Genomic DNA, 14,927 nt, shown 5'->3' on the forward strand with positions numbered 1-14,927 from the left:
TTTGAGTGGGAAAAACCGAGCAGGCGCTCGGGCGGGTAGTGTGCCGTATTCGCCGAAAATCGGCAAAAAAGCAGCGAAGTAAAGTTGAGTTGATCGTTTTTGAGCCTGTCTTATACTCGGCAGTTCAATTGGGCTGACTCAACAATAAAAAACCAGTGGGAGCAAACAGATGACAACGCGCGAAACCGGCAATGTGAAGTGGTTCAACGACGCCAAGGGCTATGGCTTTATCCAGCGGGAGGACGGCAAGGATGTGTTTGTGCACTACCGCGCCATCCGCGGGGAAGGCCACCGCTCCCTGGCCGAGGGCCAGCAGGTGGAATACGCCGTGGTGACCGGTGAGAAGGGCTTGCAGGCGGAGGATGTGGTCGGTCTTTAAAGCCGATTTCTGCAACGCCGCTGAACCCATGTGGGAGCGGGCTTGTGTGGGAGCTGGCTTGCCTGCGATACAGGCACCTCGGTCTCTCTGTCAGACCATGGTGATGCTATCGCAGGCAAGCCAGCTCCCACACAAGCCAGCCCCTACACAAGCCAGCCCCCACACTGACCAGGTTGGGTCAGGCAGTTTTCCAGGTGATCTGTTCTTCACCATCGGCGCTGATGCGAATCCAGGTGTCGGCGCTTTCCTCACCTTCTTCCTCGACCCACGTTCCCGGCGCGCAGCGCACTTCAACGTTCAGCGCGGCAAACGCCGCACGGGCGCAGGCGATGTCGTCTGCCCACGGGGTCTGGTCGCTTTCCAGGTACAGGCTGTTCCACTTGCCCACGGCCTTGGGCAACCAGGTCACTGGCACATTGCCGGCCTTGCACTTGTAGGTCTGGCCCTTTTGTACCCAGTCGGTACATGGCCCCAGGGCCGCGCCCAGCCAGGCGGCGATGGCCTTGTAGTCGACGTCGGCGTCCTTGAGGTAAATCTCGATATCGGGTTGGCGCATGGATGTTCCTCGTTGCGGGATTCGAAAATCCATTCGCGGATTCAGGGTGGGCACAAATGCCCGTAAAGTCGGTTATTGAAGCACGAAATAGTCGTAGCGCATGGACACGGTGACCAGCAGCGGTCCGGCCTGTTCGATCACCTGGGCGCGGCGCTCGGCACTGGCGCGCCAGCCGTGGGGGGTCATCGCCAGCAGGTTGGCGCGGTCCTTGGGCTCGGCCAGGCTGAGCTGGAATTCCAGCACTTCGCTGTGTTGCAGGCTCATGCCGTCCGGCACCAGGGCCAGGTGCTTGTCGTCGGTGTACTCGCGCACTTCGTCGTACAGGCGTTCGCGCAGTTCCATCAGGTGGCCGCTGGTCGGGCCGACCTTCATCAAACCGCCGCCAGGGCTGAGCAGGCGCTTGGCTTCCTGCCAGTCCAGCGGGCTGAATACGCTGGCGAGGAACTGGCAACTGCCGTCGGCCAGGGGCACGCGGGCCATGCTGGCAATCAACCAGGTCAGCGTCGGGTTGCGCTTGCACGCGCGCTTGACCGCTTCCTTGGAGATATCCAGGGCATAACCATCGGCACGCAGCAGGGCATCGGCGATTTGCGCGGTGTAATAACCCTCGCCGCAGCCGATATCCAGCCAGCGCTGAGGCTTGCGCTCAGCGGCCAGTGCCGCCAGGCGTTTGGCCACCGGGGCGTAATGCCCGGCATTGAGGAAGTCGCGGCGCGCTTCCACCATCGCCAGGTTATCGCCCGGGTCGCGGCTGTTCTTGTGCTGTACCGGCAACAGGTTCAGGTAGCCCTGGCGGGCCCGGTCGAAACGATGACCGGCCGGGCATACCACGCCATTGTCCAGCTCATTGAGTGGCGCACTGCAAAGGGGGCACGCGAGCATCAGGCGAGCAACTTGATCAGGGTCTGGTAGTAGATTTCGGTCAGCACGTCGAGGTCGCTGGCCAGGATACGTTCGTTGACCTGATGGATCGTCGCGTTGACCGGGCCCAGTTCCACCACTTGGGTGCCGAGGGTCGCGATAAAGCGCCCATCGGATGTGCCGCCGCTGGTGGACGCCTGGGTCTCGCGGCCGGTGATGGCCTTGATGCTGGCCGACACCGCATCCAGCAGAGCGCCCGGCTCGGTCAGGAACGGCAGGCCCGACAGCGCCCACTCCACATGCCAGTCCAGGCCATGCTTGTCGAGAATCGCCGCAACCCGTTGCTGCAGGCCTTCGACGGTGGACTCGGTGGAGAAACGGAAGTTGAACACCGCCGTCAGGTCACCCGGGATCACGTTGGTGGCGCCGGTGCCGGAGTTGAGGTTGGAAATCTGGAAGCTGGTGGGCGGGAAGAAGGTATTGCCGTCGTCCCAATGCTCGGCGGCCAGTTCGGCCAGGGCCGGGGCGGCCAGGTGGATCGGGTTTTTGGCCAGGTGCGGGTAGGCCACGTGGCCTTGCACACCGCGCACGGTCAAGGTCGCACCGAGGGAGCCGCGCCGGCCGTTCTTGACCACATCGCCCACCAGGGTGGTGCTCGACGGTTCACCGACGATGCACCAGTCCAGGCGCTCCTTGCGTGCTGCCAGGCGCTCGATCACCGCCTTGGTGCCGTGGTGCGCCGGGCCTTCTTCGTCGCTGGTGATCAGGAAGGCGACCGAGCCCTTGTGGTCCGGGTAATCCTTCACAAAACGCTCGGACGCCACCAGCATCGCAGCCAGGCTGCCTTTCATGTCGGCCGCGCCACGCCCGCAGAGCATACCGTGCTCGTCGATCAGCGCGTCGAACGGGTCATTCTGCCAGGCCTGCAGCGGGCCGGTCGGGACCACGTCGGTGTGGCCGGCGAAGCACAGCACCGGGCCCTCGTGCTGGCCGTGGGTGGCCCAGAAGTTGTCCACATCTTCGATACGCATCGGCTCAAGCGCAAAGCCGGCGTCGCCCAGGCGCTGCATCATCAGCTTCTGGCAGTCGGCGTCGATCGGCGTCACCGACGGGCGGCGGATCAAGTCGATAGCGAGTTGGAGGGTCGGCGAAAGGTCGGCGTGGGCCGTCATGGGAAAACTCCGAAGGTGTGTCAGGGCGCAAGACGAGAGTGAAAGAGATCCAGTGTGGGAGCGGGCTTGCCCGCGATGGCATCGCTGCGGTGCAACTGATACACCGCGGCGCCTGCATCGCGGGCAAGCCCGCTCCCACAAGGGGGATCAGTGGCTGCCTGAACCCATAAAGGGCCGTTATCTTATAGCAAAACGGCGACCAGAGGCCGCCGTTTAGTGCATTGCGCAAGTTTTTACGTCGCCGTTGCAGGCTCCGCGGCCACCGCCGGTTTAGGCAGCGACGAGAGGAACGCCATGATCAACGCCGCCACATACGGCAGCGATTGCACCAGCAACATCACCACCCAGAAGCGCATGTCATTGCTCGGCAGGCCCTGCACCAGGTAGATCCCCAGCGCCGCGCCCCACAGTAGCAACATGATGAACATCTCTTCGCGGGCTTCGGAAATCGCTACCCAGAAGCCGTGGTTATCCGCGTTTTTCGGTGTACGAAAGAACGGAATACTGGTGGTGAAGAAGCCATACAGCACCGCCTTGGCGATGGTGTGGGACAGCGCCAATCCGGCCAGGGCCGCGCAGAACGCATCCTTGAGGTTTACGCCCACGGCGCGACGGTAGAGGAAGATGATCTTGCCGACCTTGAACACAAACAGCGCCAACGGCGGGATTGCGAAGATCAGCAGCGGCGGGTCGACCCGGGTCGGCACAATGATCATCGCCGCCGACCACAACAGGGCACCGACGGTGAAGAAGATGTTCATGCCATCCGCCACCCACGGCAACCAGCCCGCGAGGAAGTGGTAGCGCTGGCCACGGGTCAGTTCGGTGTCCTTGCCGCGCAGCAGGCTGGCGGTGTGGCGCTTGATGATCTGGATTGCACCATAGGCCCAGCGGAACCGCTGTTTCTTGAAGTCGATAAAGGTATCGGGCATCAGGCCCTTGCCGTAGCTGGTGTGGTAGTACGCAGCCGACAGGCCTTTCTCGAATACCCGTAGGCCCAGTTCGGCATCTTCACAGATGCACCAGTCGGCCCAGCCCAGCTCTTCGAGCACCGAGCGGCGGGTCATGGTCATGGTGCCGTGCTGGATGATCGCGTCGCGGTCGTTGCGGGTAACCATGCCGATATGGAAGAAGCCTTTGTATTCGGCGTAGCACAGCTTCTTGAAGGTGCTTTCGTTCTGGTCGCGGTAATCCTGGGGCGACTGCACTACGGCGATTTTCGGGTCGGCGAAGTGCGGCACCATGTGTTTGAGCCAGTTGGGCGATACGCAGTAGTCCGAGTCGATCACCGCGATCACTTCGGCGTCCTTGGCGGTGTGCGGGATCAGGTAGTTCAGTGCGCCGCCCTTGAAACCGGCCAGGGGCGCGACGTGGAAGAACTTGAAGCGCGGGCCCAGGATGGCGCAGTAGTCGCGCACCGGCTCCCACACCGCCGGGTCCTTGGTGTTGTTGTCGATGATCAGGACTTCGTAGTCCGGGTAATCAAGGGCGGCCAGGGCGTCGAGGGTCTGTTTGACCATCTCCGGCGGTTCGTTGTAGCACGGCACATGGATAGATACTTTCGGGCGGTAGTCCGAATCCCCTTCAACCGGCAGGAATTCACGCCGACGCTTGTGGGTCCAGACCGCTTCCGCCAGCTCATGGGCCTCGGTCAGCAGCACGATAAACACGCCCAGGGCGCCCAAGGCGAGTAAGAAGCCGACGACCAGGCTGAACCAGGTGCTGTATTGCTGGCTGTAGTCGTAGCCGATCCACACCAGCACCGACCCGCACAGGAACGCGATAAAGGTCAGGAAGGTGCGGCCACGCTGGCGCAGGGCCGAGCCGTCGATCATCAACAGGGTCAGCGACAGCAGTGCCAGCACTACCGAGCCGATGGCCAGCACCCGCCATTGCGGGATGGCCACGACCGGGCCTTCAAAGTTGAATTTCTGCTGGCGCGCGGCGTTGAACACGCCCCAGTAGGCGCCCACCGAGCCTTCGTCACTGGCTTTCCAGGGTTGGTCGAAGGCTTCGATCACAAAGTAGTTGTAGCCCTGGCGGTTCAGCTTGTTGACCAGGGTGCGCAGGTAAATGGCCTGGTCGGCCGGGGAGGCGTCCGCGCCACCGCGCATGCGCCCATTGCTCGGCCAACCGACTTCCGACAGCAGCAGTGGCTTTTTCGGGAAGGTCTTCTTCAGATCCTTGGCCCGATCAAGGACGAATTGCCCGGCCTGGGCCATCGGCACATGTTCCCAGTACGGCAGGACGTGCGCGGCGATCAGGTCGACATGCTTGCCCAGTTGCGGGTTGTGTTCCCAGATATGCCACTGCTCGGAGGTGGTTACCGGTACTTTGACAGCTGCGCGCACCCGATCCAGCAGGACGATCAACTCCTCGGGGGTGATTTCCTTGCGGAAGATGGCCTCGTTGCCCACCACCACGCGTACCACGCTGCGCGAGGTGTTGGCGATCTCGATGGCCCGCTGGATCTCGCGCTCGTTGCGCTCAAGGTCCGGGCTGATCCAGATCCCCAGGGTCACGCGCAGGCCGAACTCTTCCGCCAGCTTGGGGATATTCCCCAGGGGGCCGTCGACCGAATAGGTCCGAATGTTGTCCGTCAGCTTGCTCATGATCGCAAGGTCCTGACGCATTTGTTCGTCGTTCGGATACTGGTCTTTCTGCGGGTACTGGCCTTGCTGGAACGGCGAGTAGGAAAACCCGGAAATCTGCTGGGGCCAGTTGGGGGTAGTGACCGGGCGGTTGATCAGCGCCCAGAAACCGGTGAACAGCGCGGCAATTGCCAGCACCACCACCAGGTTGAGTCCAAATTTACGCGATGACATAGCTGTTTCGGGTTCCAAAGGGTGTGGAACGAATGGAGGTGTCGAACGGCGCGCATCCTACACCGGCCCTTCCCTGGGCGTACAGCAAGCCCGGAAAAACCGGGCATTGGGCAGCGAAAGCGTCGGTAAGTTCTTTAGTTATAGCTTGTAGCTTAGAACTTATCGCTGCGTAGCCCTATAATGCGCGCCGGTTTTTGGGGTAATGGTCATGAGTACAGAAGATCCACGGTTTGCCGGCGTCGCCCGCTTATATGGCATTGAAGGTCTGGAACGCTTGAAAGCGGCCCATGTGGCCATCGTCGGCGTGGGCGGTGTCGGTTCGTGGGCGGCGGAAGCCATGGCCCGTTGCGGGGTGGGCGAGATCTCGCTGTTTGACCTGGACGACGTGTGCGTCAGCAACAGCAACCGCCAGTTGCACGCCCTGGACAGCACGGTGGGCAAGCCCAAGGTCGAAGTGATGGCCGAGCGCCTGCGCGCGATCAACCCCGATTGCACGGTGCATGCCGTGGCAGACTTCGTGACCCGTGACACCATGGCCGAATACATCACGCCAACCATCGACTGCGTGATCGACTGCATCGACGCGGTCAACGCCAAGGCGGCGCTGATTGCCTGGTGCAAGCGCCGCAAGATCCAGATCATCACCACCGGCGGCGCGGGCGGGCAGATTGATCCGACGCTGATCCAGGTGTGCGACCTGAACCGCACGTTCAATGACCCGCTGGCCTCGAAAGTGCGCTCCACCTTGCGCCGCGACTACGGGTTCTCGCGCACCGTGACCCGGCACTACAGCGTGCCTTGTGTGTTCTCCACCGAACAGCTGCGTTATCCCAAGCCCGATGGCAGCATTTGTTTGCAGAAGAGTTTTGTCGGGGATGGGGTGAAGCTGGACTGCGCCGGTGGGTTTGGCGCGGTGATGATGGTGACCGCGACGTTCGGCATGGTCGCGGCGACCAAGGCGGTGGACAAGATCGTGGCCGGGGTGCGCAGGCCTTCGGAACGGGTCAAGCCTGCATAAATATCACTGCCCTGCATCAATCAAAAATGTGGGGGCGGGCTTGCTCCCACAGTTAGTTTTGCGTATGGCTCAAGTCGCGCATGCGCTGCAGGACTGCATTCAGGCCATTGCTGCGCGATGGCGACAATTGGCGGGAAAGCCCCAGTTGGTTGAACCAGTCAGGCAGGTCGACCGCCTGTAACTCGGCTGCCGACAGCCCATTGACCCGCGCCAGCAACAACGCCACTAACCCTCGAATCAAGCGAGCTTCGCTGCTGGCAGCAAACTGCCAATGGCCGTCGTGCAAGTGCCCCACCAGCCACACCAGGCTTTCACAGCCCTGTACCAGGTTGGCATCGATTTTATCGGCCTCGGCCAAGGCTGGCAGTCGCTCGCCCCATTGCATCAGCATTCGCGCGCGTTGCTCCCAACTGCCCACTGCCTGAAAGGCTTGCAGTGCGGCAACGGCCTCTACAGGCAGGCTCATCGCAGCATGTCCAGCGCCTGGTCCAGGGCTTCAAAGAAGCGCTCCAGGTCATCGGAGTCGTTGTACAGCGCCAGGGACACCCGGATCGCCCCCGAGAGCTGCAGGCCTTTGAGCAAGGGCATAGCACAGTGATGGCCGGCGCGTACCGCGATGCCTTGCTCGGTCAGCAGGTGGGCGAGGTCGGCGTTGTGCACACCCTCCACCACAAAGCTGGCCAGGGCCACCTGCGGCGAACCCAGCAGACGCACACCATTGCGGGCCTGCAAGCCGCGCAACAGGTAGTCATGCAGCGCCGCTTCGTGGGCGTTCACCGCCTGTTGATCCAGCGAGCTCAGGTAATCCAGGGTCGCTCCCAGGCCAATTACCCCGGCAATCGGTGGCGTGCCCGCTTCAAAACCCAGGGGCGCCGGGCGGAAGCTGGCGCTGTGGTAGTCCGCCTGTTGCACCATCTCGCCACCAAACTGCCAGTGGCGTAGCCGATGCAGGGCCTCGTTGCGCCCATACAGCACGCCGACACCGTCGGGGCCGTAGAGTTTGTGGCTGGAAAATACATAGAAGTCGCAGCCCAGGGCCTGCACGTCATGGCGACCGTGGACAACCCCCTGGGCGCCATCCACCACGGTCAAGGCGTCGTGGGCCTTGGCCAGTGCCAGCAACTGCGGCAATGGCTGCCAGACACCCAGCACGTTGGACAACTGGCTCACCGCCAGCAGCCGGGTGCGTGGCCCGATCATCGCGGCGGCGGCTTGCAGGTCGATCAAGCCCTCGTTGTCGAGGGGCAACACCACCAGCGTGAGTTCGCGACGCTTGGCCAGTTGCTGCCAGGGCAGCAGGTTGGCGTGATGTTCCAGGGCGCTGATGACAATCTCATCGCCCGGGTTGAAAAGGTGCTCGAGGCCATAGGCCAGGAGGTTCAGCGCAGACGTCGCGCCGTGGGTAAAGATGATCTGCCCGTTGTCACCTGCGTTGAGCCATTGCGCCACTTTGCTGCGACTGTCCTCGAACCCTTGAGTCGCATGGGCGCCCGGCAAATGCTGGGCACGGTGCACATTGGCCGCGCCATTGGCGTAGTAATGGCTGAGGGAGTCCAACAGGGCTTGAGGTTTTTGCGTGGTTGCGGCGTTGTCCAGGTAGGTCTGGTCTTGCCGTTGCAAGGTAGCGATGGCCGGGAAATCGGCGCGCCAGGGCGAGGGCACAAGCATGGGATTGAAGACTCATATGAACCGGCCGCGTTGGCAAACGCGGCCGGTTCCGGTGGCATCGAGTCGCTGCTTAGTTGTGAGCGTGCAGCGCTGCGTTCAGTTCGATGGCCGACTTGTGGGTTTTGCACTCCACGGCACCGGTCTCGGAATTGCGGCGGAACAGCAGGTCGGGCTGACCGGCCAATTCACGGGCCTTGACCACCTTGACCAGTTGGTTCTGCTCGTCGAGCAGCGCCACTTTGGTGCCGGCGGTCACATACAGGCCCGATTCCACGGTGTTGCGGTCGCCCAATGGGATACCGATACCGGCGTTGGCACCGATCAGGCAGCCTTCGCCGACCTTGATCACAATGTTGCCGCCGCCCGACAGGGTGCCCATGGTGGAGCAACCGCCGCCCAGGTCCGAACCCTTGCCGACGAAGACACCCGCCGATACACGGCCTTCGATCATGCCCGGGCCTTCGGTGCCGGCGTTGAAGTTGATGAAGCCTTCGTGCATCACGGTGGTGCCTTCGCCCACATAGGCACCCAGGCGCAGGCGCGCGGCATCGGCGATACGCACGCCAGCCGGCACCACGTAGTCGGTCATTTTCGGGAACTTGTCCACCGAGAACACTTCCAGCAGTTCGCCACGCAGGCGTGCTTCCAGCTGGCGCTCGGCCAGTTCGCCGATGTCGATCGCTCCCTGGCTGGTCCAGGCCACGTTCGGCAGTTGCGGGAACACCCCGGCCAGGCTCAGGCCATGGGGCTTGACCAGGCGGTGGGACAGCAGGTGCAGCTTGAGGTAGGCCTCTGGGGTGGAGGTCAGCGCGGCGTCTTCGGCCAGCAGGGTGGCGACCAGCGGCTTGTGGCTTTCGGCCAGGCGCGTCAGCAGGGCGGCCTGGGTGGCATCTACATTTTTCAGGGCGTCGACCAGTTGCGAGGCCTGGGCAATGGTAAACGTGATGGCCTGGTTGCCTTCGCTATAGCCAAGGATCGGCGCGATGGCGGCGACGATTTCGGCCGAAGGGTTGAGCAACGGTTGCGCGTAAAATACTTCCAGCCAAGCACCTTGGCGGTTCTGGGTGCCGACGCCGAAGCCCAGGCTGAACAGGGAATTGGACATGCTGTTACCTCTGCAAAAATGAAGTGGCTGGCCTACTTGAGGGCCGCCGAATAACTATCTGGCTTGAAGCCAATCAGGGTTCTGTCACCGAGATCGAGCACCGGGCGCTTGATCATCGAGGGTTGTGCGAGCATCAGTTCAATAGCTTTCGCCTGGTCGAGATCGGCTTTGCGTTCGTCTTCGAGTTTGCGAAAGGTCGTGCCTGCACGGTTCAAAACCACCTGCCAACCGTGCTCGTTGCACCATTGGGTCAAGTGTTCGCGGTCAATACCGGCCGTCTTGTAGTCATGAAACGTATAGCTGATGGCATTTTCATCGAGCCAGGTACGGGCCTTTTTCATGGTGTCGCAGGCTTTGATGCCGAAAATTTGTAACTGTTTGTTTTTATTGGGCATATTTCATTCCTAAAAATCGCCCCAATAGGGTCGCAAAAAATCAGCCAAGGATTATGCCACGTAGAACCACTGCGCGCAGGCTACCTGGCCCAAAGGCGGTAAGGTCACGCGTAGGCTGCTTGATCCTCTGGAACCAGGCGGATTTCCACGCGCTGGCCCAGGGCCCGAGCGGCGCTGGCTAAAGTGGCGAGGGTCATGCCCGAGTCATTTTGATCAAGGGCACGGTCCACGGCGGTTCTGCTGGTATGCATCCGTTCTGCCAGCGCTTTTTTGCTGACTCGCTGATGCTTCATCGCCTGGCTGAGCTGCCAGGCGATAACACGCTTGAGGGCCGCCGCGCAGACCTCTTCGCCGAGCCCTTGCTCAGCGAGGAAGTCATCAAAGTCAGAGCCTATATGTTTGTTCATGTGTTGTACCTCATAACCTTGCCTTGCGCTGCTTGGCGGTTGCCATGTCGTGCGCCGGTGTTTTTTGGCTTTTCTTGATGAAGCCATGGAGTAGCACCATGTTGCTGCCGACCACCGTGAAGATAATGCGGGCGATGGTGTCTTCCAGGTCAGCCCTGACCTCCCATAGCCCGGAATCGAGCTTGCGCACCACGGGCATGCCGATTGGCCATCCCAGTTGCACAGTTTTTATTTCCACTCCAATGAGTCGTCGATGTTCACGAGGTAAGTTTGTCAGCCATTCACGTACCGGCTCGTTACCTGCGTCAGTGCGAAAAAACTCACATGTAAAGTGAGTGGGTTTTTACTCATGTGTCGAAGTGTACCTAAAATGGTGCATTTTTCAATGTGTCGCTCTCCAGTCCGCCATCCATGGGGCTTGGCCCTGGCTGCGACTTATGTGCAACGGTCATGGAGCAGCATAGGCAGCTAATATGGCACTTCAAAGGCGCGTTGCTGCCTCAAGTGTGTCATCGCAAGTCGATTGTCCGGGAACCCCGCTTTATGCAAACCGCCTACACCGTTCTTATCCTGCTGATGCTGGTCAGCGTTTCGCGTCTGGTCGGGCGTGTGATCCCTTTGCCGTTGCCATTGGTGCAGATTGCCGCCGGTGCCTTGCTGGCATGGCCGACCCTGGGGCTGCATGTGGCCCTGGACCCGGAATTGTTTCTTTTTCTGTTCCTACCGCCGCTGCTTTTTTCTGATGGCTGGCGCATGCCCAAGCGTGAGCTGTGGCGCCTGCGTGGGCCGATCCTGACGCTGGCAGTGGGGCTGGTGCTGTTTACCGTGGTGGGCGCCGGGTATTTTATCCACTGGCTGCTGCCGAGCATTCCGCTGCCGGTGGCCTTCGCCCTGGCGGCCGTTTTATCGCCGACGGATGCGGTGGCCGTGTCGGCGATTTCCCAGAACCGCTTGCCCACCCCCTTGATGCACATGCTCCAGGGCGAAGCCTTGATGAACGATGCGTCGGGCCTGGTGACCTTCAAGTTCGCCCTGGTGGCCGCGCTGACCGGGGTGTTTTCCCTGGCCGATGCCAGCCTGACGTTTGTGCTGGTGGCGGTCGGTGGCCTGGCCATCGGCGTGGCCCTGAGCTGGCTGGTGGGGCGCCTGCGGGCCTGGATGATTGCCCGGGGTTGGGATGACCCGGCGACCCATGTGGTGTTTATGTTGCTGCTGCCGTTCGCTGCTTATGTACTGGCCGAGCGTCTGGGGGCGTCGGGGATTCTGTCGGCGGTGGCGGCGGGCATGATGCAGAGCTGGCTGGACCTGCTGCCACGCCAGACCAGTACGCGCTTGCTCAATCGCAGTGTCTGGTCGCTGTTGGAGTTTGCTTTCAACGGTTTGATCTTCCTGCTGCTGGGCCTGCAATTGCCGGACATCATCAAGGCGGTAACCAGCCACGAAGCCACGCTGTGGCCGACCTTGCTCTATCGCTGCCTGGATGTGATCGCGATCTTCCTGGTGCTGCTGGTGCTGCGGTTTATCTGGGTGCAGAGCATCTGGCGCCTGTCCGGCCTGCTGCGGCGCCTGCGCGGTAAAAGCGAGCTGACCCTGGTGCCAACCGCCCGGTCCTGCTGGCTCTTGACGGTTGGCGGCGTGCGCGGGGCAGTGACCCTGGCCGGTGTGATGTCCGTGCCGTTGCTGCTGGCACCCGGCCAGGCGTTTCCCGAGCGTGACTTGCTGATCTTTATTGCCGCTGGGGTGATCCTGTTGTCGTTGGTCGCCGCCTGTATTGCCTTGCCGCTGTTGCTGCGGGGGATCGAAAAGAGCCCGGATGACAAGCGGCGTGGCGAGGTGCGCGATGCCTGGAAAAAAACTGCCGAGGCGGCGATTCATGCCCTGGAGGTGGAGGAAACCGCCGACGCGGTGCCCCTGGACGCGACCCAGGCCGCATTGGCGGCGGAGCTCAAGGCCCGGATCATGTCGGAATACCGCCATCAGCTGGAGGTATTCAACGACTCGGCCGAAGCCCAGGCACTGGCGCTGCAGATGGATCACCTGGAGCGTAAATGGCGGCTCAAGGCTTTGCGCGCGCAACGCTTGGAGCTGTATAGCCTGAGCCGTCACCACCAGATTGGTGATGACGTGCTGCGCGAAGTGTTGGCGGACCTGGATATGAGTGAGGCGAACCTGGGGACTCAGAAATAGCCCCCATGCGTTCGGCAGGCGTGTCGTTGCGGGTGGGCACGAGTCGATGGATGGGGATGTCAGGGGATAACGGGGTTATCAGGCTCATGGTCTCTGCTCGCTGGGCGGTTCCCAGGTAGTGGAGAGTCAAAGGGGTTTGGTTCCCGGGTTTCAGGTAAAGCGGCTGTACCTTCAGGTATTGATCAAGCTCCTGATTGCGGTATTCAGCAGTTTGCCCAGGGGGGAGTTGTCGGGTGGGTACAGTGAGCGGATGAACTGTTTGTCACCGTCAGACAGTTGCGTGTTAGTGAAGATCGCATGGCCGTCGTTCATGACCTCTTTGGAATACCCGTAATGCATGATGGAGGCTCGGTCATAAGCGCTGACTTTGACGTCGTTGTGGTGAAAGGGGTCGATGATGTCGTGATCGGCCTGGCGGCGGGTTTTATCCCGTGACTTATAGTCTTCGTAGATTTTCTCTTTGTTGATATCCAGCTGGCGGTCCGGGTGTTTGTGCTCGTGCCTCAAGCCCAGGGCGTGGCCGAATTCGTGCTGTATTTTGCCGGCCGTGTAGATTGACGGTGTGGCAAATCCGATACTCATGGTCGGTTCCGAGGCGGGTGCTTTTTTTGCGCTGGTGCCCTGCCACGACCAGCCCGCGTTGGTGTTGTTGTCTGCGGCGATGCGGATGTCGCCGTTGGGGCTGTCGATAAACTTGAAGTACAGGTTGGTGTGCGGCGCCCATTTGTTGATGTTGTCTTTGATCAGGGCCTTTTGCTCATCGGTCATGTCCAGCAACGAGATTTTCAGCACGGAATGTTGCGGCCACAATTTTTCGGGGGAGGCTACCCCGCGTTTGTTCCGGCTGAGGCCGGGCGTAGGGGCATCGAGGGGTTGTTGCGCAGGAATGCGGGTTGAAACAGTGAGTGCCATATTCTTCCACCCATTATGGTCAATGCTTGACAGGCGTTGGGTGGCGTTCTTGTGCGTTTGTGTTCCTGCTCAACGGTGTCCAAATGTGGTCGCCCCCCACATGGGGAGCGGCCCACCAGGCATCAACGACGGCGCTGGATAAAGTCACGAATCCGTTCAGCCGCCTCGACGCATTCGGCCAATGGCGCAACCAATGCCAGGCGTACCCGCCCGGCACCGGGATTAAAACCGTCCACTTCCCGCGACAGGTACGAGCCCGGCACCACGGTCACATGCTCCTCCACGAACAAGTCGCGGCAGAACGCGGCATCGTCACCCTTGACGTTCGGCCACAGGTAGAAACCACCGTCCGGGTTCTGCACGTCCAATACCGGCTTGAGAATCGCCAGCACGGCGTCGAATTTCTGCCGGTACAGGTCACGGTTGGCCTGGACATGGGCCTCGTCCTGCCACGCGGCGATGCTCGCCAGCTGGGTTTGCACCGGCATGGCGCAGCCGTGGTAGGTGCGGTACAGCAGGAAGGCCTTGAGGATCTCGGCATCGCCGGCCACAAACCCGGAGCGCAGGCCCGGCAGGTTGGAGCGCTTGGACAGGCTATGGAATACCACGCAACGCTTGAAGTCCTCGCGCCCCAGCTCCACGCAGGCGCTGAGCAGGCCTGGCGGTGGGGTTTGCTCGTCGAAGTACAGCTCGCTGTAGCACTCGTCGGCGGCGATCACGAAATCGTACTGGTCGGCCAGGGCAATCAGTTTTTTCAGGGTCTCGACCGGGATCAGCGCGCCGGTCGGGTTGCCGGGGGAGCACAGGAACAGGATCTGGCAGCGTTTCCAGATAGCCGGCGTCACCGCATCGAAGTCCGGGTTGAAGCCGTTTTCATCCAGGCACGGCAAGTAATGCGGCTTGGCCCCGGCGAGGAACGCTGCGCCTTCGTAGATCTGGTAGAACGGGTTCGGGCTGACCACCAGGGCATCGTCGCCACGGTTGACCACGGTCTGGGTGAAGGCGAACAACGCTTCACGGGTGCCATTGACCGGCAGGATATTGCGCGCCGGGTCCAGCCAGCCCTGGGGCACGCTGAAACGTCGCTCGCACCAGGCGCCAATCGCCTCGCGCAAGGCGGGAATGCCCAGGGTGGTGGGGTACACCGCCATCTGGTCCAGGTTGTTGGCCAGGGCCTGGGCGACGAAATCCGGGGATTTGTGCTTGGGTTCGCCGATGGACAGGGCAATCGGGCGCTTGTCCGGGTTCGGCGTGACACTGCCCAGCAAGGCGCGCAGTTTCTCGAACGGGTAGGGCTGCAGTTGGTTCAGGGCGTTGTTCATCGCAAATCTCGTTCAATTCGGTTGTAAGCATGCGGTCTGTCGGGCGCAGCAGAACTAAATGTGGGAGCGGGCTTGCTCGCGATAGCGGTGTGTCAGGCGAACCGCCATCGCGAGCAAGCC

General features: G+C 61.6%; 15 protein-coding genes. 3 read left to right on the forward strand and 12 right to left on the reverse strand.

What is annotated here, in order from left to right:
- Positions 1–169 precede the first annotated feature (169 nt).
- The gene (locus AC07W7_RS11870; protein ID WP_003189131.1) at positions 170–379 is read left to right on the forward strand and encodes a cold-shock protein; all 210 of its coding nucleotides are present in this window, start codon (positions 170–172) and stop codon (positions 377–379) included.
- Positions 380–557: 178 nt separating this feature from the next.
- Here the strand turns inward: AC07W7_RS11870 and AC07W7_RS11875 are convergent, their stop codons facing one another.
- From AC07W7_RS11875 to AC07W7_RS11890, 4 genes are all read right to left on the reverse strand, one after another.
- Positions 558–935 carry a hypothetical protein gene (locus AC07W7_RS11875; RefSeq protein WP_169865364.1) on the reverse strand — a complete coding sequence of 126 codons (378 nt, stop codon included), beginning with the start codon at positions 933–935 and terminating at the stop codon, positions 558–560.
- A 72-nt stretch (positions 936–1,007) separates the two neighbouring features.
- Complete coding sequence (locus tag AC07W7_RS11880) at positions 1,008–1,817, reverse strand: putative RNA methyltransferase (RefSeq protein WP_076962154.1); 810 nt, start codon at positions 1,815–1,817, stop codon at positions 1,008–1,010.
- A complete protein-coding gene (dapE, locus tag AC07W7_RS11885) occupies positions 1,817–2,968 on the reverse strand; it encodes a succinyl-diaminopimelate desuccinylase (protein WP_076962155.1) in 1,152 nt (383 codons plus the stop codon). Before dapE ends, AC07W7_RS11880 begins: the two co-directional genes overlap by 1 nt.
- A 233-nt stretch (positions 2,969–3,201) precedes the next feature.
- On the reverse strand, positions 3,202–5,793 hold the full coding sequence (locus tag AC07W7_RS11890; RefSeq protein WP_076962156.1) for a glycosyltransferase: 2,592 nt from the start codon (positions 5,791–5,793) through the stop codon (positions 3,202–3,204).
- A gap of 208 nt (positions 5,794–6,001) precedes the next feature.
- Between AC07W7_RS11890 and tcdA the strand changes: the two genes are divergently transcribed.
- Positions 6,002–6,811, forward strand: a complete 810-nt coding sequence (tcdA, locus tag AC07W7_RS11895) for a tRNA cyclic N6-threonylcarbamoyladenosine(37) synthase TcdA (protein ID WP_065938764.1) — start codon at positions 6,002–6,004, stop codon at positions 6,809–6,811.
- 52 nt (positions 6,812–6,863) lie between these two features.
- Here the strand turns inward: tcdA and AC07W7_RS11900 are convergent, their stop codons facing one another.
- From AC07W7_RS11900 to AC07W7_RS11925, 6 genes are all read right to left on the reverse strand, one after another.
- Positions 6,864–7,277 (reverse strand): SufE family protein, encoded by a 414-nt coding sequence (locus AC07W7_RS11900; protein ID WP_076962158.1) that lies wholly within the window; start codon positions 7,275–7,277, stop codon positions 6,864–6,866.
- Positions 7,274–8,479 (reverse strand): aminotransferase class V-fold PLP-dependent enzyme, encoded by a 1,206-nt coding sequence (locus AC07W7_RS11905; RefSeq protein ID WP_495039359.1) that lies wholly within the window; start codon positions 8,477–8,479, stop codon positions 7,274–7,276. The genes AC07W7_RS11900 and AC07W7_RS11905 overlap by 4 nt, the downstream gene beginning before the upstream one ends.
- Before the next feature lie 70 nt (positions 8,480–8,549).
- A complete protein-coding gene (gene dapD, locus AC07W7_RS11910) occupies positions 8,550–9,584 on the reverse strand; it encodes a 2,3,4,5-tetrahydropyridine-2,6-dicarboxylate N-succinyltransferase (protein WP_076962160.1) in 1,035 nt (344 codons plus the stop codon).
- Between the two features lie 32 nt (positions 9,585–9,616).
- Positions 9,617–9,979, reverse strand: a complete 363-nt coding sequence (locus tag AC07W7_RS11915) for an ArsC family reductase (RefSeq protein ID WP_076962161.1) — start codon at positions 9,977–9,979, stop codon at positions 9,617–9,619.
- Between the two features lie 104 nt (positions 9,980–10,083).
- Positions 10,084–10,386: a helix-turn-helix domain-containing protein gene (locus AC07W7_RS11920; protein ID WP_076962162.1), complete on the reverse strand. Its 303-nt coding sequence runs from the start codon at positions 10,384–10,386 to the stop codon at positions 10,084–10,086.
- A gap of 10 nt (positions 10,387–10,396) precedes the next feature.
- Positions 10,397–10,663 carry a type II toxin-antitoxin system RelE/ParE family toxin gene (locus tag AC07W7_RS11925; RefSeq protein WP_495039363.1) on the reverse strand — a complete coding sequence of 89 codons (267 nt, stop codon included), beginning with the start codon at positions 10,661–10,663 and terminating at the stop codon, positions 10,397–10,399.
- Positions 10,664–10,929: 266 nt separating this feature from the next.
- On the opposite strand from AC07W7_RS11925, the gene AC07W7_RS11930 reads away from it, so the two are divergent.
- On the forward strand, positions 10,930–12,573 hold the full coding sequence (locus AC07W7_RS11930; RefSeq protein ID WP_495039360.1) for a Na+/H+ antiporter: 1,644 nt from the start codon (positions 10,930–10,932) through the stop codon (positions 12,571–12,573).
- 171 nt (positions 12,574–12,744) lie between these two features.
- On the opposite strand, the gene AC07W7_RS11935 is transcribed toward AC07W7_RS11930, so the two are convergent.
- On the reverse strand, positions 12,745–13,485 hold the full coding sequence (locus AC07W7_RS11935; protein ID WP_169900293.1) for a M12 family metallopeptidase: 741 nt from the start codon (positions 13,483–13,485) through the stop codon (positions 12,745–12,747).
- A 122-nt stretch (positions 13,486–13,607) separates the two neighbouring features.
- Complete coding sequence (gene dapC / locus AC07W7_RS11940; RefSeq protein ID WP_099168212.1) at positions 13,608–14,807, reverse strand: succinyldiaminopimelate transaminase; 1,200 nt, start codon at positions 14,805–14,807, stop codon at positions 13,608–13,610.
- Between the last annotated feature and the right edge of the window lie 120 nt (positions 14,808–14,927).

It is taken from the genome of Pseudomonas sp. GW821-FHT01D09 (genome assembly GCF_059422465.1).